Origin of the sequence: Pseudoalteromonas sp. H103, assembly GCF_001469205.1 — a bacterium.
In the GTDB taxonomy this organism is placed as follows: Bacteria; Pseudomonadota; Gammaproteobacteria; order Enterobacterales; family Alteromonadaceae; genus Pseudoalteromonas; species Pseudoalteromonas carrageenovora.
Genome location: NZ_LOFG01000012.1, coordinates 151,944 through 172,022 on the forward strand (window position 1 = coordinate 151,944; position 20,079 = coordinate 172,022).

Genomic DNA, 20,079 nt, shown 5'->3' on the forward strand with positions numbered 1-20,079 from the left:
AAACCGAAACACTTGATAAGAAAAACCTTATCCGTGTGAAAGGTTCAACAAGGAGCCAGCCCACGTGGCATTACCCAACAAAGTAAAAAAGTTGCTTAGCGATGCTGAGCAACTTAGTGATTATCGCGATTGTTCTAGCTATTTTTATAAATGGTTACATAACGAATTTTCTAAACAACCGGTTGGTAATTTAATTAATGCCCGGGCTGAGTTTATTGACCGCCTACTAATAAAGTTATTTCATGTTTACGATTTAGCGCGCGAACCTGATTTAGCGCTTATTGCTGTAGGCGGGTACGGCCGTGGTGAATTACACCCCTACTCCGACATCGATTTTTTATTGCTAGTAACTCAACAACCTAGCGAAGAAATATGCGAAAAAATTGGCCAATTTGTTACCATGCTTTGGGATCTCAATTTAGAGATAGGCCACAGTGTGCGCACCATTGAGCAAGCCATTGAGCAAAAACGTGAAGACGTTACATTTGCCACCAGCTTGCTTGAAAGCCGTCTAATTTTTGGTAACCACATTGAGTTTGAAAAACTCAAAACGCATATTATCGAAACCCCAGTTTGGCGCTCAGGTGAGTTTTTTGTTGCTAAAGTGCAAGAGCAAAATCTTCGCCACAAAAAATGCCACGGCACAGCGTATAACCTAGAGCCCAATATAAAAGAAAACCCAGGTGGCCTGCGCGACTTACAAACTATAATTTGGGTTGCTAAAAAGCACTTTAGAGCCGAAACACTGCAAGAGCTAATAAGCCACGGCTATTTAACTCATGAAGAGTTTCAGGAGCTTTCAGAGTGCTTAGAGAACTTATGGAATATTCGCTTTGCGCTGCATTTAGCTGCAGGTCGCTCAGAAAACCGATTATTGTTTGATCATCAACCCAATGCTGCAGAAATTTTAGGTTTTGGTAGTGATGGTAAATCGTCGGTTGAGCGCATGATGAAGCGTTTGTTTAGAATAATGAGCCGCGTGCGCGAGCTTAATCAAATGCTACTTTCGTACTTTGAACAAAGCATTATTCCAGAAACCATAGAAGCGCCAGTTGTAGAACTTGATAGAAATTTTGAACGCGTTGGCCATCAAATAAGAGTAAAAAATCCATCTGTATTTTTTAGGCGCGACCAGCTGTTTGTTTTATTTGAACACATAGCCGACAACCCTGAAATCACTCATATTTACCCAAGCACCATACGCACCATTCGCCAAGTTCGTAGGCGTTTGTTGGGCGATTTACAAGATTACGCTGCGTGTCGCGAAGCATTCTTACGCCTGGTAAAACACCCTAATGGCATGGGCCGCGCGTTTACGCTTATGCATAAACACGGCATGTTAGCCGCATATTTACCACAGTGGCGTAATATATTTGGGCAAATGCAGTTTGATTTATTTCATGCCTACACAGTAGATGAGCATACCCACAAGCTCATTAAAAATATTTACCAATTTTTTGATAAAACCGGTATCAGTGAGTTTCCTATTTGTAGTGAAATAGTGACCCGTATGGATAAGCCCGAGCTACTTTATTTAGCCGGAATATTTCATGATATTGCTAAAGGCCGTGGTGGAGATCATTCAGAGCTTGGCTCAGTGGATGCCATTGCTTTTTCTAAATTACATGGCTTCCCATCGTCAGACGGCAAGCTTATATCTTGGCTTGTTGGTAACCACTTACTGATGTCGGTAACCGCACAGCGTAAAGATATAAACGACCCAGGTGTAATTAAAGATTTTGCATCACGCGTAAAAACAGAACGCCAACTCGATTACCTATATTGTTTAACCGTTGCCGATATTCGCGCAACCAACGACAACTTATGGAACGACTGGAAAAACACGTTACTGCGCGAACTCTACTTACATACTCAACGTGCGCTACGTCTAGGGCTTGAAAACCCAATGGATCAACGCGACCAAATTCGCGATAAAAAGCACCAAGCTAAACAGCGCTTACTTAATTTAGGTCATTTTGAAGAACAAATAGACTTAATTTGGAGCCGTTTTAAAGCAAATTACTTTACCGCTTTTAGTGAGCAACAAATATCGTGGCACAGCGAACATCTGCTTAAATGCACCGATTTAAGCCAGCCAAGTGTAGTTGTATCAGATAAAGCCATGCATGGTGGAACACAAGTCTTCGTATACAGCCCCTACTCTGGGCCATTGTTTGCTCGCTTAGTAAGTGTAATTGGTACTAAAAAAGCACAAATACAACATGCTCAAGTACTTACCACCAAAGACGGTTACGTACTATTTAACTTTGTAATACTTGAAGTAAATGGTGAGCCTATCGCAAGCAGCCGCGCGCAATCTATTAAACGCGGCCTTGAACAAGCACTTAGCGATCCACGTAAAAAGATTCGATTTAAAAAGAATCGCTCACAACGATTTAAAGACTTTAATATTAAACCGAAAATTGTGCTGCGCCCCCATGCACGCAAGGACCGCAGTTTAATAGAAATACAGGCCGTAGATATACCTGGCTTATTAACCAAAATTGCCGAAGTTTTCCAAGCGCATTTATTACATATTCATGCTGCCCGCATTACAACGGTAGGTGAACGTGCTGAGGATTTCTTTGTCGTATCAAATAACGAATATCAAGCGCTGACTGATGAAGAGCAAGTTAAAATTCATCAGGCATTACGTAAAAAATTCAACGCCGAAACAGAATAAGGACACACCATGTCAGATTTAAAAACCATGATAGAAAACGCGTGGGACAACCGCGACAGCATTAGCCCAAGCACCGTATCTAGCGATGTTAAACAAGCTATTATCGACGCACTAGAACTACTTGATAGCGGCGCTGCCCGCGTTGCAGAAAAAATATCAGGCGAATGGGTTGTACACCAATGGCTTAAAAAAGCCGTATTACTGTCGTTTCGTATTCGCGACAATCAACCACTGAACGACGGCGTAAACCAGTTTTACGACAAAGTACCGCTTAAATTTAGCGACTACACGCCGGAGCAATTTCAGCAAGGCGGCATGCGCGTAGTACCAAATGCGGTAGCCCGCAAAGGCAGCTTTGTAGGTAAAAACGTCGTACTTATGCCATCGTACGTAAATATTGGCGCATACGTTGACGAAGGCACCATGGTTGATACATGGGCCACTGTAGGCTCATGTGCACAAATTGGTAAGAACGTACATTTATCTGGCGGCGTTGGCATAGGCGGCGTTTTAGAGCCACTACAAGCTAACCCAACCATCATTGAAGACAACTGTTTTATTGGCGCACGTTCTGAAATTGTTGAAGGCGTAGTAGTAGAAGAAGGCGCTGTAATTTCAATGGGCGTTTACATCAGCCAAAGCACCCGTATTTACGACCGTGAAACCGGCGAAATTCACTACGGCCGCGTACCAGCAGGCGCCGTAGTTGTACCAGGTGCACTACCGTCAAAAGATGGCACTCACAGCCTTTATGCTGCAATCATCGTGAAAAAAGTAGATAAGCAAACACGTGAAAAAGTAGGCATAAACGCCCTACTACGCTCGATTGATGATTAAAAAGAAGCGATAAACTTTCAGCTGTAAGCCCTAAGCTGATTGGTGTTAAACATAGGTTGGGTTTCGTTTCACTCAACCTATGTTGAAGTTAAGTGTTTTAGCTAAACTTTAATTGTATATAAAAAAGCTCTAAACCCTTTGGTTTGGAGCTTTTTTGCTTATGACAATAAACTCTCAATCAAGTAGCATTATTTTTGTCTTAATCAATAACGTATTAACTGGATCTTCTATCTTGAAGTCATACATGTAGTCTGTTTCTGTATTGAATCTTTTTAAATAATAACTAACTAATGGATCATAGCCACTCTCATGTAGCCAACTGTAAAACTTCCCTAACTCATAACTTAGCTTTTGACTTAAGTCTGATTTAGGTTCAAGAAGCCCGTCATTATCTAAATCTTTAATATTCATCAATTGGAGGTTTATTTTTATTTCATCAATTAATGGCTCTAGCGACCTTCTATAATTAGTAGCTTTAATTTCAAGGTCTGGCTCTAAAGGCTCGGCTTCGTAAACCATAATTAAATTATCAATTACATCATTATAATAATCATTGTTTAATCTTACCTTAGACTCATCTTTTAAAATATATAACTGATCTAAAGTAGATGCTTTAGTCTGTATAGGCTGCTTAGTTAAATTCAGCTTAAAATCGTTAAATAATTTTGTTATTGCTTGAGATAGAACATCAAGATAGTTGTATCTCTTAAGAAGGAAAAAAAATAGTTCGTGAGAGTTAAGAACCATCACAAGATCACTTTCATCCACTTTATTACTATATAAGTTAACAGTAAGCTCATCATTATCCATGTGGTCATCATAAGGCCAACTAGCAAACCTTTTACAGTCTGAATGATTCAAATTTACGGGATGAGCACCAAATGAAGCTCTTATTGATTTAAAGTAGCTGTTGTCGTCCTCATCAAATAAACGATTTGTAAAACACTCCTTTTCGCCGGAGAAAGGTAAAGTCCTCGGGTTTATAAACACTCGGTGTAGTTGGGTTATTGCTTCTGAAACGAGATCTATTGCAGAAATTAAAGAAAACATCTGCATTACACGCACATCAATATTTTCCTCAAACCCTGAGGTATGTTGTAAATACCTAATCGATACAGTGATCCAGTCCATACAAGAACAAATTAGATTCCATTGGTTTTTGCCATTTTTATTATGATAAGTGTTATAAATAAAACTAGAATTTGAATTAACGAGATCTCTAAAACCTGAAATTTTTTCATCCCTAATTGTTCTTTCCATTAAGATTCACTCACAGATCATAATAAGATTTAAAATATCATCGTAAACATAACTTTATAAAGTAAAAGTGGGTGTTTAATCAAAATAATAAAAAACACTTGCTTTAAAGCAACACACATATACAAAACAAATGACTGAATTAGCCAACTCACTCAAGATATAATAAGGTAGTAAAGCATAATTGAAAGTTAGCAATTAATATTAAGGATTAATATGACAAAAACTGCTTTACGCTCAACTATTTTGCTACCGGTATTTTTGCCTGCAGTGTTTATTATTCTGCTCTTGGTAATTGGTACAAGTAGCAATCCTGAACTTGCAGGGCAAGCATTTAGTGTCACCCTCAAGTGGATAACAGAAACCTTTGGCTGGTTTTATATGTTATCAGTCGCCATCTTCTTAGTTTTCATCGTTTGTGTTGCAGCCTCCAGCTGGGGCAATATTAAGCTGGGCCCTGATCATGCGCAGCCGCAATATAGCTTCGGTGAATGGTTTGCCATGCTATTTTCGGCCGGCTACGGAGTCGCATTACTATATTTTGGTGTAGCAGAGCCCGTACTCCATTATGCATCTCCGCCCGCGGGCGCAGCAGAAACCGTTGATGCTGCCAAGCAAGCTATGCAAATTGCATTTTTTCATTGGGGTTTTCACATATGGGCAATCTATGGGATTGTCGGCTTAGTCCTTGCTTATTTTGCATTTCGCCATGGCCTTCCACTGTCGATTCGCTCAGCGTTGTATCCACTTATTGGTGATAAAATATATGGCCCTATTGGTCACACTGTTGATGTGTTTGCCATATTAGGCACGCTATTTGGCATTGCTACAACACTAGGACTTTCCGTTACCCAAATTAATGCTGGGCTGCATTATTTATGGCCAAGTATTCCTATTAATACCACAGTACAAATTACTGCTATTGCCATTATTACCGCAGCGGCTACGCTCTCTGTAGTGGCAGGTATGGATAAAGGTGTAAAACGCTTATCTATTGTAAACATGACACTTGCAGTGTCGTTAATGGCTTTTGTATTTTTTATTGGCCCTACTATTCATATTCTTGAATCGTTTTTACAAAATACCGGCAGCTACCTTAGCGGTATTGTTGAGCGTACTTTTAATTTACAGGCGTATAGCCGTAGTGATTGGATTGGTAACTGGACACTATTTATATTTGGCTGGACTATTGCTTGGGCGCCATTTGTTGGCATGTTTATCGCTAAAATTAGCCGCGGCAGAACCATCAGGCAATTTGTTGTTGGCGTGATGCTAGTCCCAACTATTTTTACCTTTTTGTGGTTTTCTGTGTTTGGTGATACCGCGTTAAATCTAATAATGAATGAAGGGTTCAATACTTTAATTACTGATGTTCAAGCAAACCAAGCTGTTGCATTGTTTCAGTTATTTGAGGTGTTACCGTTATCATTTATTATTTCGCTACTGACGGTTATTTTAATCATTACCTTTTTTGTTACTTCGTCTGACTCAGGATCATTAGTTATTGATTCCCTCGCCTCTGGCGGGAGTATTAATACGCCTGCATGGCAACGCGTATTTTGGGCTGTGCTAGAGGGCGCTGTGGCTGCTGTTTTATTAGTAGCAGGTGGGTTAAGTGCGCTACAAACTATGACTATAGCCAGTGCCTTACCCTTTGCGATTATTATGCTTATTGCAACCGCCGGGCTTTGGCGAGCACTCACCATTGAAGGCCATCGCGATACTAGCTTACAAGCACATGCGCTTAATGGCCGTAATGTTAACTTATCTCATTGGAAGCGCCGTTTAGCCGCCATGGTTAATTACCCTAATAGAGAAAAAGTACACACCTTCATTAGTAGTGTGGTGGTACAAGCAATGCAAGCCGTTCAGGCTGAATTAAAAGCGCGACAATGGCATGCAGAGGTTGATTTTGATACCGACTTAGGCCGTGCTCATTTAACTGTGCTACGCCATGAGCATGTTGATTTTGTGTATGACATTCGTCTAACCGAACACCCTATGCCAAGCTTTGCCTATTCAGAACTAAAGCCCGATATTGATAACATCGAAATGTATTACAAGGCTGATGTTTTCTTACGCCGTGGTGGGCAATCTTACGATGTGTATGGTTACAGTGAAGATGATATTGTGAAGGATATTCTTGATCAATTTGAGAATTACTTACACTTTTTAGGTAACAGCCCAGGTGAGCTACCTTGGGATATGGCCGAGCACGATGACATGTTAAATAGCGATAAATCTTAAATAAGCATCGTATTCAATACACAATTAATGCAAACTAAAAAGGCACTGAAAAGTGCCTTTTTAGTTTGCATAATTAATTTTTAATTACAGTGCGTTAAATATGTCGTCTGTTTTAGCTGCGCAAATAAAGTCGTTTTTGTATAGCAACATAATAGTTTCTCTACCCCACATCATCAGAAGTAAAATAATTAAATTTCTATTGCTCTAAGTTACATTAAAATAAAATTTACATCGTTAACTTAGTGGTGATATAACTGAGTGTGTTTTGGGACGAGTTGATGAATATTCAGACTGTTAGTCTGCTAGATATTAACCTCACATCCTTTTTATAAGGAAAGTGAAAACTCTAACTTAAATAACGTTTAGCCTATTTTTAAAATAATAAAAGCACTTAGCAGGTTGTACTAATGGAAGAGTATTTAATCGTAAAACAAAAAAAGAAAGCTCCATTCATAATTGGGGCTTTATTGTTGTTAATTGCTCTTGCCTATTTAATTAAATTAGCACTATTCTCTGATGGCATACCTGCTCGTTACTTGAAACCAATACTTGTTACTAAAATATCCTCACCTAATGTATTAAAAGGGATTGGTACAATAGAGCCTACACAAAGAGAGCTTTTGTCTGCGCCGCTAAAAGGCAATATAAAAGCACTTACAATTCGTGAAGGGCAAGCTATAAAAAAAGGCCAAGTATTGGCAAAGCTAACTAACTACGAGTTGGAACAAGATATACATAATGCGAGCTATGAGCAGCTTAATTTAGAATCTCAGGTGGCTATTGATAAAAGCAATTTAACAATCAAGCTCTCGCAAATCAAAGTAGACTTATCTAAAGCCCAAATGGCATTACAGCAGCAATCGCTTGAATTAAATGCTAATAAAGTTTTATTGGAACAAGGTATTATTTCTGCAATTCGCTTTAAACAAAGCGAAATGCTTTACAAGCAAAGTGAACTTGAAGTTAATGCTAAAAATGATGAACTTGGCCTATTTAAAGATGCATTTGATCAGCAATTAATTGCGCTTGATAACAAAGTAAACATCGCCAAAAACAAACTTAGTTATTTACAAGGGCGCCAAGAGCAATTAACACTCACAGCAAACTTTGACGGTACCGTAAGCCAAAACTTAGCTAAATTAGGTCAAGCGGTCACACAAGGGCAATCGTTGTTTGAGTTAATAGAGACCGACAACTTACTCGCTAAAATACAAGTTCCTCAATATTCATCTACTCAGTTAAAGATAGGCCAAAAAGCAGACATAGTTACGCCCAGTGGCACAATTGCAGCTAAGGTTGATTATATTGATACGGTAATAAGAAATGGTGCTATTAACGTATTTTTAGTATTAAACGCCCCCCCACCATCATGGCTTAGAAGCAGCCAAGCAATAGAAGCTCATATTTATTTAGAGAAATCTCTACTCGTTCAAAATATTCCAAAACCGAATGACTTTGATAGTCATAGCCAGTGGAAGATTTATGAAGTAACACCATCAAGTAAAGCTATTCTTACTCATATAAATTACAAATCGAGCGAGCGAGATACGTTAAGCTTTAATGAACCATTAAAAAGTAACTATGTGTTGTTACTGCCTGCTGATTACGCCACTGAAAATAACTTTGACTTGATAGGTGCTTTTTGATGAGTTATCCGCTGATAGAGTTTAATAATGTTTTTTATCAATATCCTAATACCAAAGTGAATACACTTAAAGCTATAAACTTTAAAATAAACAGTGGCGATTATATTGCAATTACGGGCACCTCAGGCAGTGGTAAAAGTACCCTACTTTCTATTTTAGGTTTGTTAAATTTACCCAGCCAAGGGCAATACACTATTTTAGGCACTAACACAGCAGACTTAACACCCGATGCTATTGCAGCTATTAAAAACAGAGAGCTTGGCTTTATATTTCAAAACTTTAATTTGTTAAATCATTTAAGCGTATTTGATAACGTTGCTTTACCACTGAGTTACAACAAATCAGTGCCTAGAAAGGACTACCTAAATAAAGTTAAAGCTGCACTTAATAAAGTAAGCATGCTTGAGTTTATTGATAGAAAACCAAGCCAATTGTCTGGCGGGCAACAACAAAGAGTTGCTATTGCTAGAGCATTAATAAATGATCCCTCTGTTATTTTAGCCGACGAGCCAACCGGTAATTTAGATTCGAGAAATAGCGGGCAAATATATCAGTTACTCAATAAGCTAAACGACGAAGGTAAAACAATTTGTTTAATTACCCATGATGAAAACCATGCTAAAACAGCAAAAACGCGTTTGTATATTCAAGACGGACAGCTAAGTGCGCAAGGTTTTTAATGCTGAACTTTATTACTGATCTGACCTTTAACTGGCTAAAATATGCTAAGCAAAATACTAAATTATGGCTTAGCTGTTTGTTGCTGAGTATTCCTTTATGTTTAATTTTAAATATAAGTAACATTCATAGTCAGTTTTTATCAGCCGATTACACTGCAATAAATAACATTCATAACATTAAACAAGTTTACCTAAGTGACACTCAAAATGACTTACCCGTTGATGAATACATTTTTGATGAAATAACCGTATTGCACCCAGATTTAGTCGGCGTTTTTGAACGCTCTATCGATTTATCATTAAAGCTTTCGGTTAATCATGATAGTGAGGCCGTTAAGGTAAGCTTTATATCGGGGGGTTATAAACAATTAGGTATCATTCCTGCTTTAGGCAGCTTTGAACAATTAGATTACCCAAAACAAGGCAGCGCAATAAGTGCCGCTATTAGCTATTCGTTTTGGCATACTCATTTTAAAGGTGTCACTGATATTATTGGCAAACAGCTTGTGGTTAATAATAAAAGCATAAACATTGTTGCTGTAATGCCAAAAGAGTTTAAAAGCTTTAAACGCGCCTATGAACCTAAACTTGTTATTCCTTACTCGCAACTCAAGCGTATTTTGCCTCAAGAAAGTAACCTGACCCCAGATACATTTACGTATATTCTAGGAAACGTTAAAAATAAAACACTTTTCTTAAACTTGCTAAATAAGCACTTACAAAACGAAATGTTTATATTTGATAACACCGAACTTAAGTTTAGTGATGGTATTGGCGTCAACCCAACTCACTTTAATAAAATAATAAAGCGCCTAAACTTATTGCAGTTACTATATTATATTTTACTCTCATTTAGCTTTATTGCCTTTTGTGCATTTTACTGTGCAGAGTCAATTAAAAAGCAACAAGAAGAAACTATACGCAAATTATGCGGAGCCAATAACACACACATTTTTGTGCAGCAAATTATTGATATCGTACTCACAAGCCTACTGCTTATTATTGTAATGTGCGTTTTTTATCCACTGAGCGACAGTATCAGCGCAATTTTATTACCAAGCCTGAACCAGCAAAGCAGCTCTTTTTCATTATTTACGCTGGCGGTATTTTACATCGTTATTATTACTTGTTTATCGGCGCTTAATTACTTTCAAAGAAAGTGGATACACAGCAGTGTTGGACGCGGTCAAAGCGCAACAACAAGCGAAAAAATACAAGTGTTCTCATTACTTTCGTTACTTACTAGCCTTGCCATCACAAGTGTTTACATTAGTAGTTTAGTTATTTACAGCCAGATTAATTTAAATAATAAAAACGTGGGATTTGTTGCTGACAATATTTTAATAGCTAGTTTTAGCTTCCCGCAATCACCTAGCGAGGCCTTTAATGCAAATAACTCTGCTCAACAATTAATTCAGCAATTAAATTCACTGCCCATTATTGAAGAAGTATCACTTAGTTCGGCCCCACCACTATCAAAACGAAGTGGTTTTAGTTCATGGTACACCGTTACCGGACAAGCTATAAGCGCAGGTAAAAATGCCAGTACTGCAAGCCATCGAGTAAGCCCTCAATATTTTAAAACTATTGGCGCTAAGCTTATCTCAGGCCAAAGTGTTCAGTGGCAGCAATATCAAAAAGTTGTGGTTAACAAAGCCTTATGGGATCAATACTTTGCAAGCACAGAACTAAGCCAAGCTTATTTATTAGCCCAATTTGATACTGGCAAAGTAAAACATAAAGTAGTTGGCGTTGTTAATGATATTTATAATGAAGGAGCCGATACACCTGTTCAGCCCACTGTGTATAGTGTAATAAGTGCTCTGACAGGTTTTGAAACAATTATAATTAAAACTCATGCGCCCATCACACAAGTTGAAAAGGAACTCCAAAAGGCAGTAAAAGCATTAAGTGTAAACTTTAACGATTTATCACTTACCCCCCTTTCGTCTTTAGTAAAAAATGAGCAAGCCCCTAGAAATGCATTACTTGTAATTACCGTTGTGTGCTCCTCAATTCTTCTACTCTCTGCGTTTTTATACAACTACAGTAGTATCAAACAGCTTACTGCTAAGTCATCCACAGAGCTTGCATTAAGACGTGCTATGGGCGCTCGCAGCTACCAAATATGTTATTTATTTTTAAAGCTCTTTTTTACTGCATTTGTGATAACTCATATAGTTATTATTGCGTTATTTTTCACCCAACATAAAAAACTACAAACTTTTTTATTTCATCAATCCGTTTTTGACCTAAGCACGATACTTACAGTGCATTTAGTCATTTTGTTAGTGGTTGTATGTATTATTGCTATAGAGATTAAAAAAACACTGAGTAACTCTTGGAACAACTTAACTTAAGGATAAACATGTACAAATCAATTATAGCCTTACTACTTTTGTATAGCGGTAACACGTACGCCGAGAATTATAGCTTCTCGCATTATCAGATAGTTAAGTCGCCCATTAATAATACCGCTCCGCAAATGTTTTTATTTAACAGCAAAGGCGAGTTAATGCATTACTCAGATAAATATTTACCAAATATTTTATCTATTTTTAAAAATAAACAAAGCCATCCTGATTCTGATTTACTTAAAAGTAATCTAGAGCAACTATTAATAACATTACCCGATTTTACTCAGCAAAAGTATACGTTAATTTACACTTCGATAGATGAAGATGTAGGCCCTTGTCCACCTTGTAGGCAGCAAGAAAAAACTATCGGCATTCTCAAAAATAAGTTTTCTGATAAACAGCTAAAGGTTCATTCAATTTCTATCAATGCTAGTGACGATGGCGTATAAAAAAGCCCGCTAAAGTTAATTTAGCGGGCTTTTTATTGCGAAGACTAACCTGAAGTAACCTTAAAGCGCGTTAAACACATCGTCTGTTTTAGCTGCGCAAATAAAGTCGTTTTTGTGTAGGCCTTTAATTGAATGGCTCCACCACGTTACAGTTACTTTGCCCCACTCGGTTAATAAACCAGGGTGATGGCCTTCATCTTCTGCCATGTCGCCCACTTTGTTAGTAAATGCGATAGCTTGTTTAAAATTTTTAAATTTATAAACACGTTCAAGCTGCATAATGCCGTCGCGTACTTCTGGTACCCAGTCTGGGATTTTAGTAATTAATTGTGCAAGCTCTTCGTCAGATACTTTTGGTGCATCTACGTGGCAAGCTTCGCATTTTTGTTCACTTAATGAAGACATCTTAAATCCTTACTTTAGCGTTTCTTTTAAATTAAAGTTAACTAGCTAATTTTTCTTTTGGTGGAAATTTTGGGTCATGCAAGCCAAGCTCTTTAGCTTGTTCAACCAAAGTCATAATGTCCATTTGCGATATATCAAACAGATCATGAATCGAATTAATGGTGTAGTACTGTGGTTGCATAATATCAATACGGTACGGCGTACGCAGCACATCAATTACGCTCATAGGCGTTATTTCTGGTGTGTCTGAATACACGTATTGCGTTTCACCCGGGCTTGATAAAATACCGCCGCCGTAAATACGCAGGCCGTTTTCGGTTTGCATTAAACCAAACTCAACCGTAAACCAATACATACGTGCAAGGTACACGCGATCTTTTTTCTGTGCTGCGTAACCTAGTTGGCCGTATTTATGTGTAAATTCGGCAAAGTCAGGGTTAGTTAGCATGGCGCAGTGGCCAAATATTTCATGGAAAATGTCAGGTTCTTGAAGGTAGTCAAGCTCTTCACGGCTACGAATAAACGTGGCTACCGGAAATTGTTTATTTGCCAATAACCTAAAAAACTCATCAAAATCGATAAGCGCAGGTACAGGCGCTACTTGCCAACCAGTGGAGGCAAGAAGCACTTCATTAAGCTCGCTTAACTGCGGAATACGATCGTGTGGTAGGTTTATTTTTTTAAGCCCCTCCATGTACTCATCGCACGCCTTGCCTTCTATGCACGCAAGTTGGCGTGCTACAAGCTCAGACCAAATTTTATTTTCTTCTTCGCTCCAGTGTATAACACCATTTTCGTCTGGTGTTTTAGAGGTGTATTTACTTGCTTTAGCCATAATAACCTTCTTGGGGTTAAGCCCTAAATGTGTGTCAGTGTGATACTCAAGATGAGTGAATATCTAATGCAGCCATACTATGCAAAAGTGAAGAAAAGTTTAATAGTTAGGCGGATATCTACATTTAGCACGATCCACCAAAGTGTATAGTTAAAATTACACCACCGGCATTAATATGATACAACAACTAAATCAAAGGCTCTAAGGACAAACCCAACTGTACATAAATAAATACACCTAACAAATTAATGTAAAAGCTTGGTTTAAGTCGTCAATAATATCGTTAACATCTTCAAGCCCGACAGAGAGTCTTATTAAGCCATCACTTATGCCTGCAGCTGCTCGCTCCTCGGGTGTGTAAGGAGAGTGCGTCATTGATGCGGGGTGCTGAATGAGCGTTTCTGCATCACCTAAACTTACAGCGAGAGTGCAAAGCTTCATGCTATCTATAAACTGCGTTCCTTGGGCAAGGGTGCCTTTAATTTCAAATGCAATAACGCCGCCTGCGGCTTTCATTTGATTGCCTATGTATTTATTACCTGGGTGCGATTTAAGCCCTGGGTAATAAACAATATTAACTTGCGGATGCCCCTCTAAGTATTCAGCTACTGTTTGTGCGCTTTGGCAGTGACGCTCCATGCGTATAGCTAAAGTTTTCAAGCCGCGGTTTATTAGCCAAGCGTCGTGCGGGCTTATGGTTGCACCAATATCTTTAAGTACCGTCATTTTTATTAAGGTAATGTGCTCAAGCGACCCACACACAAGCCCTGCTACAACATCACCATGGCCGTTTAAATATTTGGTGGCGCTGTGCATAATAATATCTATACCGTACTGCTTAGGTGATTGCAGTAACGGAGTTAAAAAGGTGTTGTCGACCACACTAATTAAATTGTGTTGTTTAGCGAGCGCGCCAATTAAGGCTAAATCAATAACAGCCATTGTCGGATTTATCGGGGTTTCGACAAAAACCATTTTGGAATTAGGTTTAATGGCAGCGCGTAGTTCGTTCTCGCAGGTCATATCAACAAAAGTGACTTCAATTCCCCAGCGCGGCAACATGTGTGCAAAAAACGCGAACGTACAACCGTATAACGCGCTTGATGCAACAAGGTGATCGCCCTGCGATAAAAAGCTCAATACCGATGCCGAAACAGCGCCCATACCTGTGGCGGTGGCAGCTGCAGCTTCGCAGCCTTCTAACTGTGCTACTTTTTGCTCAAGTTCGGTGGTGGTTGGATTACCTAGGCGGGTGTAAATATAACCTGGCTCTTCGCCTGCAAAACGTGCGGCGCCTTGTGCTGCATTTTCAAAATGAAAGGTAGAGGTTTGATACAAAGGCGACGTGAGTGCGCCGTGAGGATCGTTTGCTTTTTGTGGGCCATGGATACATTGGGTATTAATATGATGCTTGCTCATTGTGTGATCTCGTTTTTATTATGTGTGTCAATTACATAAATAAAACGCACCGCACTTTAAATCACAAGCATGCCGGATGCTCAGATGGCTATTTGTGCAAAAACCGTTCAGTACGATTTTGTACACAAATATTGCCACTGTTTTATTGCGTTGGCTCGCCCTTATTACGGTTCATAATTTTACTGGCAATACTTTGCACTGTACCTTTTAACAAGCTGCGTTTGTTTTCAAGCCTTGGCAGTGGGCGGCTAAGCTCCATTGCTTTGTAACCAATACGCGCTGTAAAAATACCGGCGCTTACGCCCTGCGCAGCCCGCCCCGAAAGCTTACCTAAAAGCTCAGCACTGAGTGCTGTGGCTGCTAAATCAGATACAAGCTCAGCACTGCCTACAAACATCACTTGTTTTATCAGCATACGGTATAACTTTATACGGCTCGCGTAGCCAAAACCAATGCCATAAATTTTACCAATTTGTTCTATTAACTTAGTACCGCGCCAAAGCACGGCCATCATATCTACCAGCGCAAGTGGGCTTAAGGCAACTAGCAGTGCAGATTCAGTCGCAAAACGATTTATAAGCTTTTTAGCTTTGGTGTCTTGCGTTATGAGTAAGCTATTCGCGTAAAGGGTCATTATTTCTTTGTCGCTATGATGGGTAGCTACTTGGTTTTTAAACGCTTCGAAGTTGTCGAGTTGTTGGTGCTTGTTTAGCTTTTCAAGCCACGGCAATGCGCCGCCTACTTGCTCGCTATTTAAAAGCCTATCCGCTTCATGACGGTGTAACTGATTGCGCTTTAAACTGCGCAGCATTCTATATTCGCGCCAGAGCATGCGCCCAATTAATAGCACACCACTTACCACGGCTGTTAAATATACGCCGCCTAAAATTACCGATTGCTGAAATGCAAATACTAGCGAATAAGCAAACTCAAGTAGCACCAGTACTAAAAAGCTGACAACAAACACACCTTTAAGCGTTTGCCATTTTGACTTTTTATATAGCGGCTCTAACTCTATTTCATCTTCAAGAAGCTCATCATCAGGCTCTTCAATGTATTCACTTTGACCTTGAGCAACTATTTTTGCAGGGGCAAGTTTAGGCTCAATCTGCTCATCTGCTTGGGTATTAATACGTCTACCCGCTTGAAATGTTTGGTGTGTATCGTTCATGATAATTTGTCTCCTAACAGGTACTGCATCACATGATCAAGGCGAATATGTTTAAGTTGCTTATCGGGGTTTGGCATAGGCGCAAACGACAAAAACTCAAACCCCTGCGCTGGCCACTCATTTTTATTAAGCATGCGGTTAGGTGGCTGTGGTGGTAAGTAAGTTAGCCAGTCTTGCTCGTTAAGTGGTTTGCCATAAATGCAATCTAACGTTTGGCCTTTATCGGCAACTTGGCGCGGCTGCGTTGCAGTAATTGACGACATAGCCATGGTTTCTATTTGTACGCCATCAAACTTTAAGTGATTGCTTTGCTCATGCACTAGCGAATCAAGCAGTAGTGCTAAGTCTTTGTGGTGCTTAGCACTTATATGATCTGACTTATTGGCAGCAAAGAGTATTTTATCTATGTTGGGTTTAAATAAGCGCTTAAAAAATCCCGACTCGCCGTAATTAAAGTGTGCGAGCAATTGATTAATTACACTACTTTGCTCTTGGAGTGTTTCGTGGCCTTCGTTTAAAGCGCTGAGTACATCTACTAGCACAATTTGACGGTCAAAGTGTTTAAAGTGCTCATTATAAAATGGCTTAACTACTTCTTTTACATAGGCGTTAAAACGCTTAATTAAATGCGCTAAGTTAGAGCCAGGCACCACTTCATCGCTTTTTATATGCTGTGCATTTACCGGAAAAAATAATAAAAGCGGCGCACCTTGTAAGTCGCCAGGCATAAGCATTCGCCCAGGTTGTAACATGGCAAGCTTGGTGTCTTTTTTAAGGCCCACCAGCATACTTTGATAAAGCGCTGCAATGTGCGCAAGCAACCCTTCATCTACGGGGGCATTTAAATCAAGCTGTTCAAGCGCGTTTAAAAATTCAGTAGAGGTGTTCACACGCGGGTGCTGTAACAATAGCGGATATTGTTGATCGCACCACAAGCTATAGCTTTGCTCAAGCATAGGTAAATCAAGTAGCCATTCACCTGGGTAGTCAATAATATCTAAATACAGCGTAGATTGCGGCGAAAAATGCCCACGTAACCCTGAGGCACTTTGGTATTTAATAGCCAAACGCAGGGTGTTAATACGCTCGGTTGATGCAGGCCATGTAGGCTCCCCATCGCTTGGGAGTAATGCGTTAAGTGCTCGTGGGTAGTCAAACGTAGGCACCTTTAACGCCTCTTGCGGAACAACTTTAGTGGCAATGTGGCGGTGCTCTCGCATTACATCAAAAAAGGGTAAGTTTTTATCATCACTTTGTGTGGTTAAGTGTTTAACAAGCGCGGTAATAAACGCCGTTTTACCACTACCACTCAAACCCGTTACAGCTAATTTTACGTGTTGATCTAAACTACGATGAAGGGCTTTTTGGGCTGAACCTTTAATGCTTTTAAAGGTTTTTTTGGCAAATGAAGTGCTACTCATAATGGGCTAGCACTTCATTGATGCTTAATCACCGAACAAAGTGCTATTAAATCCTTTAAAGTTTGTTGATTTCACGGCTAACCGTAAACTCGCTTGAAGTAACATGGCGTTCCATATCTTGAAGGCGCGAATCTACTCGCCCTAAACGCTCTTTTAAGTCTTGCAATGCGCGGCGCGGAGGCTCGCCTTTTTGCCATACTTTAAATTTAACTTCTAGCGGATCGTCAGTTTTAGTTGCGCTGCTTGTATGTGTAGTTGTGGGGTCTTTTTTATCTAAAATAAACCACGCTGCAATATACGCTACCACAAATAATGGGCCACCTGTTAGCAGTACCGCACTAACAAATATAATGCGAACTAACCATAACTCCATATTAAAGTAGTCACTTAATCCCGCACATACACCGGCTATTTTACCGCGTTGTGGGTCTCTTAATAATTCGCGTTTGGCACTCATACTTTGCGTCTCCATTGTGGTGACTCTTGATCAAGTAATGCTTCAAGGGTTTCTACTCGGTCAGCCATTTTTTCGGCTTTTTGAGCAAGCTCAAGTAATTGGCGGTGTTCATGCTCACTTAAACCTTGGCTTACTTGTTTTTTGCTACGGTAGTGTAAAATTAACCACAGTGGCGCAACAAAAATCATAAACAAGATAAATGGTGCAACTAGTATCTCTGGATCAAACATAATCCTCTCCTGGCAATCCGTATTCGATGTTTTAAGCAGTGGGGCACTTTAAGTACCCCTTTATAAGTTATTTATCAGCTAGCTTCTTTTTAAGTTCGGCTAACTCATCATCTATCTTTTCATTTTTTTGTAAGTCTGCAATTTCGTCTGCTAATGTTTTCTTACCTAAATCGTACGACTCTATTTGAGATTCTAGTCCATCAATTTTAGTTTCGTAGCGTTCAAAACGATTAAGTGCATCGTCTACTTTAGAGCTATCAAGCGCTTTTTTCACTTCAAGGCGCGACTCAGCCGAGCGTTGGCGTAAAATAATTGCCTTTTGACGTGCTTTAGCATCAGCTAGCTTTTCTTGCAGCGTGGTAACTTCTTGCTGTAGTTTCTCAATATGAGACTCTACATGCTCAAGCTCACCTTCTACAGCAGCTGCGGCTTCAGCCGACTTTTGCTTTTCAAGCAATGCTGAGCGTGCTAAATCGTCGCGATCCTTGCTAAGAGCTAACTCGGCTTTATCTTGCCAATCAATTACTTGCGCCTTTAATTCTTCTGCACGGCGTACAATTTCTTTTTTCTCAGCGAGTGTTTTAGCTGACGTAGAGCGTACCTCTACTAATGTGTCTTCCATCTCTTGGATAATAAGACGAACCATTTTTTCTGGGTCTTCTGCTTTATCTAAAATGGCATTGATATTAGAATTAACAATGTCTGCAAAACGTGAAAAAATTCCCATAACATTTACCTCTGTAATTTAAACTTAGTTAGTCTGCTGTAACTAGTATCAATATGCTTGCCAACTTTTAAAAAACTAAAATACACTTTATTTTCATTAAGTTAAACTAAATATACAAATTCCTTTAGTTATCCCTAATTATGAAATACACTAACTGTTAGTAAAAATGACCAAGAGTTAGGAAATATGAGCCAATATCGCCAACAGGATAATTTACTCGGCCAATCTGATAGCTTTTTAGCTGTACTTGATCAGGTATCGCAGTTAGCTAATTTAGATAAACCGGTATTAATTATTGGTGAACGCGGTACGGGTAAAGAGCTCATCGCTGCGCGTTTGCACTTTTTATCTAAACGTTGGGATCAAAACTACGTAAAACTAAATTGTGCAGCCCTTAACGAAAACCTCCTCGAAAGCGAATTGTTTGGTCATGAAAGCGGTGCTTTTACCGGTGCAAGCAAACGCCATGAAGGCCGCTTTGAACGTGCCAATAGTGGCACTTTATTTTTAGATGAGCTGGCAAACACATCACCTATGGTACAAGAAAAGCTCCTACGTGTAATAGAGTATGGCGAATTTGAACGTGTGGGCGGTAAGCAAACCGTAAAAGTTGATACCCGTTTAGTGTGTGCAACTAACGAAGATTTACCGCACCTTGCACAGCAAGGTGAATTTAGAAGCGACTTACTTGACCGCTTAGCTTTTGATGTAATTACTCTGCCGCCACTGCGCGCACGTCAAGACGATATTATGTTACTTGCCGAGCAATTTGCGATGAACATGGCCCGCGACCTAGAGTGGGAGTTATTTAGTGGCTTTACTCGAAGCGCGACCGAAACCCTGTTAAGTTACGATTGGCCAGGTAATATACGTGAGCTTAAAAATGTAGTTGAGCGCAGCTTATATCGCCATGGCAGCGAACATATTCCCGTTCATCAGATTATTTTAGACCCATTTGAAAGCCGCTTTAGACCAAAAGCGCGTATTAAAGCCCCTATCCCAGCGCAAGTTGTTGCACAACAGCCCGCTTTGGCTCCTGCGCCGAGTGCTTTACCTAAAGCAGAGCCCGGGGAAGAAATACAGTTTCCGTGTAGCTTAAAAGAGCGTTCTAACGAGTTTGAAATAAATATGATTAATAAAGCACTCGAACATAGCCAATTTAATCAAAAGAAAACTGCAGAAGTACTTGGTTTAACGTATCATCAATTACGTGGTTATCTTAAAAAATACAACTTGTTGGATCAACAATAGTTAGAGG

Annotated in this window: 17 protein-coding genes and 1 pseudogene; 8 read left to right on the plus strand and 10 right to left on the minus strand. The window is 39.5% G+C overall.

Annotation, left to right across the window (positions count from 1 at the left end; translation table 11 throughout):
- Positions 1-64: 64 nt before the first annotated feature.
- Positions 65-2,683, plus strand: coding sequence for a [protein-PII] uridylyltransferase (gene glnD, locus ATS74_RS07975; RefSeq protein ID WP_058548385.1), 2,619 nt, complete (start codon positions 65-67; stop codon positions 2,681-2,683).
- 9 nt (positions 2,684-2,692) lie between these two features.
- Positions 2,693-3,520, plus strand: coding sequence for a 2,3,4,5-tetrahydropyridine-2,6-dicarboxylate N-succinyltransferase (dapD, locus tag ATS74_RS07980; protein WP_058548386.1), 828 nt, complete (start codon positions 2,693-2,695; stop codon positions 3,518-3,520).
- A 174-nt stretch (positions 3,521-3,694) separates the two neighbouring features.
- Here the strand turns inward: dapD and ATS74_RS07985 are convergent, their stop codons facing one another.
- A complete protein-coding gene (locus ATS74_RS07985; RefSeq protein ID WP_058548387.1) occupies positions 3,695-4,780 on the minus strand; it encodes a hypothetical protein in 1,086 nt (361 codons plus the stop codon).
- Positions 4,781-4,993: 213 nt separating this feature from the next.
- Between ATS74_RS07985 and ATS74_RS07990 the strand changes: the two genes are divergently transcribed.
- Positions 4,994-7,024, plus strand: a complete 2,031-nt coding sequence (locus ATS74_RS07990) for a BCCT family transporter (protein WP_058548388.1) — start codon at positions 4,994-4,996, stop codon at positions 7,022-7,024.
- A gap of 84 nt (positions 7,025-7,108) precedes the next feature.
- On the opposite strand, the pseudogene ATS74_RS20220 reads toward ATS74_RS07990, so the two are convergent.
- Positions 7,109-7,204 (minus strand): annotated as a pseudogene (locus ATS74_RS20220) (4a-hydroxytetrahydrobiopterin dehydratase); the annotation flags it as partial.
- A 227-nt stretch (positions 7,205-7,431) separates the two neighbouring features.
- Between ATS74_RS20220 and ATS74_RS07995 the strand changes: the two are divergent.
- The 4 genes from ATS74_RS07995 to ATS74_RS08010 are packed head-to-tail and all read left to right on the plus strand — an operon-like array spanning position 7,432 to position 12,156.
- Positions 7,432-8,670 (plus strand): efflux RND transporter periplasmic adaptor subunit, encoded by a 1,239-nt coding sequence (locus tag ATS74_RS07995; protein ID WP_058548389.1) that lies wholly within the window; start codon positions 7,432-7,434, stop codon positions 8,668-8,670.
- Positions 8,670-9,350 carry an ABC transporter ATP-binding protein gene (locus tag ATS74_RS08000; protein WP_058548390.1) on the plus strand — a complete coding sequence of 227 codons (681 nt, stop codon included), beginning with the start codon at positions 8,670-8,672 and terminating at the stop codon, positions 9,348-9,350. The genes ATS74_RS07995 and ATS74_RS08000 overlap by 1 nt, the downstream gene beginning before the upstream one ends.
- Positions 9,350-11,710 (plus strand): ABC transporter permease, encoded by a 2,361-nt coding sequence (locus tag ATS74_RS08005; protein WP_058548391.1) that lies wholly within the window; start codon positions 9,350-9,352, stop codon positions 11,708-11,710. The genes ATS74_RS08000 and ATS74_RS08005 overlap by 1 nt, the downstream gene beginning before the upstream one ends.
- 8 nt (positions 11,711-11,718) lie before the next feature.
- On the plus strand, positions 11,719-12,156 hold the full coding sequence (locus ATS74_RS08010) for a hypothetical protein (protein ID WP_058548392.1): 438 nt from the start codon (positions 11,719-11,721) through the stop codon (positions 12,154-12,156).
- A gap of 60 nt (positions 12,157-12,216) precedes the next feature.
- On the opposite strand, the gene ATS74_RS08015 is transcribed toward ATS74_RS08010, so the two are convergent.
- The 8 genes from ATS74_RS08015 to pspA all read right to left on the minus strand — a co-directional run bounded on the left by ATS74_RS08015 (position 12,217) and on the right by pspA (position 18,821).
- A complete protein-coding gene (locus ATS74_RS08015) occupies positions 12,217-12,561 on the minus strand; it encodes a 4a-hydroxytetrahydrobiopterin dehydratase (RefSeq protein ID WP_006793641.1) in 345 nt (114 codons plus the stop codon).
- 37 nt (positions 12,562-12,598) lie between these two features.
- Positions 12,599-13,396, minus strand: a complete 798-nt coding sequence (gene phhA / locus ATS74_RS08020; RefSeq protein ID WP_058548393.1) for a phenylalanine 4-monooxygenase — start codon at positions 13,394-13,396, stop codon at positions 12,599-12,601.
- A 237-nt stretch (positions 13,397-13,633) separates the two neighbouring features.
- Positions 13,634-14,815, minus strand: a complete 1,182-nt coding sequence (gene megL / locus ATS74_RS08025; protein ID WP_058548394.1) for a methionine gamma-lyase — start codon at positions 14,813-14,815, stop codon at positions 13,634-13,636.
- A 142-nt stretch (positions 14,816-14,957) separates the two neighbouring features.
- On the minus strand, positions 14,958-15,986 hold the full coding sequence (locus ATS74_RS08030) for a YcjF family protein (RefSeq protein WP_058548395.1): 1,029 nt from the start codon (positions 15,984-15,986) through the stop codon (positions 14,958-14,960).
- Complete coding sequence (locus ATS74_RS08035; RefSeq protein WP_058548396.1) at positions 15,983-17,407, minus strand: YcjX family protein; 1,425 nt, start codon at positions 17,405-17,407, stop codon at positions 15,983-15,985. Before ATS74_RS08035 ends, ATS74_RS08030 begins: the two co-directional genes overlap by 4 nt.
- A 55-nt stretch (positions 17,408-17,462) precedes the next feature.
- The gene (gene pspC / locus ATS74_RS08040; protein WP_058548397.1) at positions 17,463-17,864 is read right to left on the minus strand and encodes an envelope stress response membrane protein PspC; all 402 of its coding nucleotides are present in this window, start codon (positions 17,862-17,864) and stop codon (positions 17,463-17,465) included.
- Positions 17,861-18,094 carry an envelope stress response membrane protein PspB gene (gene pspB / locus ATS74_RS08045; RefSeq protein ID WP_011328706.1) on the minus strand — a complete coding sequence of 78 codons (234 nt, stop codon included), beginning with the start codon at positions 18,092-18,094 and terminating at the stop codon, positions 17,861-17,863. Before pspB ends, pspC begins: the two co-directional genes overlap by 4 nt.
- A gap of 67 nt (positions 18,095-18,161) precedes the next feature.
- Positions 18,162-18,821: a phage shock protein PspA gene (gene pspA, locus ATS74_RS08050; RefSeq protein ID WP_058548398.1), complete on the minus strand. Its 660-nt coding sequence runs from the start codon at positions 18,819-18,821 to the stop codon at positions 18,162-18,164.
- A 186-nt stretch (positions 18,822-19,007) separates the two neighbouring features.
- Between pspA and pspF the strand changes: the two genes are divergently transcribed.
- Positions 19,008-20,072, plus strand: coding sequence for a phage shock protein operon transcriptional activator (gene pspF, locus ATS74_RS08055; protein ID WP_058548399.1), 1,065 nt, complete (start codon positions 19,008-19,010; stop codon positions 20,070-20,072).
- The last annotated feature ends 7 nt before the right edge of the window (positions 20,073-20,079 follow it).

What these genes read in the sequence shown, in the direction of transcription:
- pspB (WP_011328706.1), bottom strand. Translation starts at nt 18,094, where the DNA reads ATGTTTGATCCAGAGATACTAGTTGCACCATTTATCTTGTTTATGATT.
- ATS74_RS08005 (WP_058548391.1), top strand. Translation starts at nt 9,350, where the DNA reads ATGCTGAACTTTATTACTGATCTGACCTTTAACTGGCTAAAATATGCT.
- ATS74_RS07990 (WP_058548388.1), top strand. Translation starts at nt 4,994, where the DNA reads ATGACAAAAACTGCTTTACGCTCAACTATTTTGCTACCGGTATTTTTG.
- megL (WP_058548394.1), bottom strand. Translation starts at nt 14,815, where the DNA reads ATGAGCAAGCATCATATTAATACCCAATGTATCCATGGCCCACAAAAA.
- dapD (WP_058548386.1), top strand. Translation starts at nt 2,693, where the DNA reads ATGTCAGATTTAAAAACCATGATAGAAAACGCGTGGGACAACCGCGAC.
- ATS74_RS08010 (WP_058548392.1), top strand. Translation starts at nt 11,719, where the DNA reads ATGTACAAATCAATTATAGCCTTACTACTTTTGTATAGCGGTAACACG.
- pspA (WP_058548398.1), bottom strand. Translation starts at nt 18,821, where the DNA reads ATGGGAATTTTTTCACGTTTTGCAGACATTGTTAATTCTAATATCAAT.
- phhA (WP_058548393.1), bottom strand. Translation starts at nt 13,396, where the DNA reads ATGGCTAAAGCAAGTAAATACACCTCTAAAACACCAGACGAAAATGGT.
- ATS74_RS08015 (WP_006793641.1), bottom strand. Translation starts at nt 12,561, where the DNA reads ATGTCTTCATTAAGTGAACAAAAATGCGAAGCTTGCCACGTAGATGCA.
- ATS74_RS07985 (WP_058548387.1), bottom strand. Translation starts at nt 4,780, where the DNA reads ATGGAAAGAACAATTAGGGATGAAAAAATTTCAGGTTTTAGAGATCTC.
- ATS74_RS07995 (WP_058548389.1), top strand. Translation starts at nt 7,432, where the DNA reads ATGGAAGAGTATTTAATCGTAAAACAAAAAAAGAAAGCTCCATTCATA.
- ATS74_RS08000 (WP_058548390.1), top strand. Translation starts at nt 8,670, where the DNA reads ATGAGTTATCCGCTGATAGAGTTTAATAATGTTTTTTATCAATATCCT.
- pspC (WP_058548397.1), bottom strand. Translation starts at nt 17,864, where the DNA reads ATGAGTGCCAAACGCGAATTATTAAGAGACCCACAACGCGGTAAAATA.
- pspF (WP_058548399.1), top strand. Translation starts at nt 19,008, where the DNA reads ATGAGCCAATATCGCCAACAGGATAATTTACTCGGCCAATCTGATAGC.
- ATS74_RS08030 (WP_058548395.1), bottom strand. Translation starts at nt 15,986, where the DNA reads ATGAACGATACACACCAAACATTTCAAGCGGGTAGACGTATTAATACC.
- ATS74_RS08035 (WP_058548396.1), bottom strand. Translation starts at nt 17,407, where the DNA reads ATGAGTAGCACTTCATTTGCCAAAAAAACCTTTAAAAGCATTAAAGGT.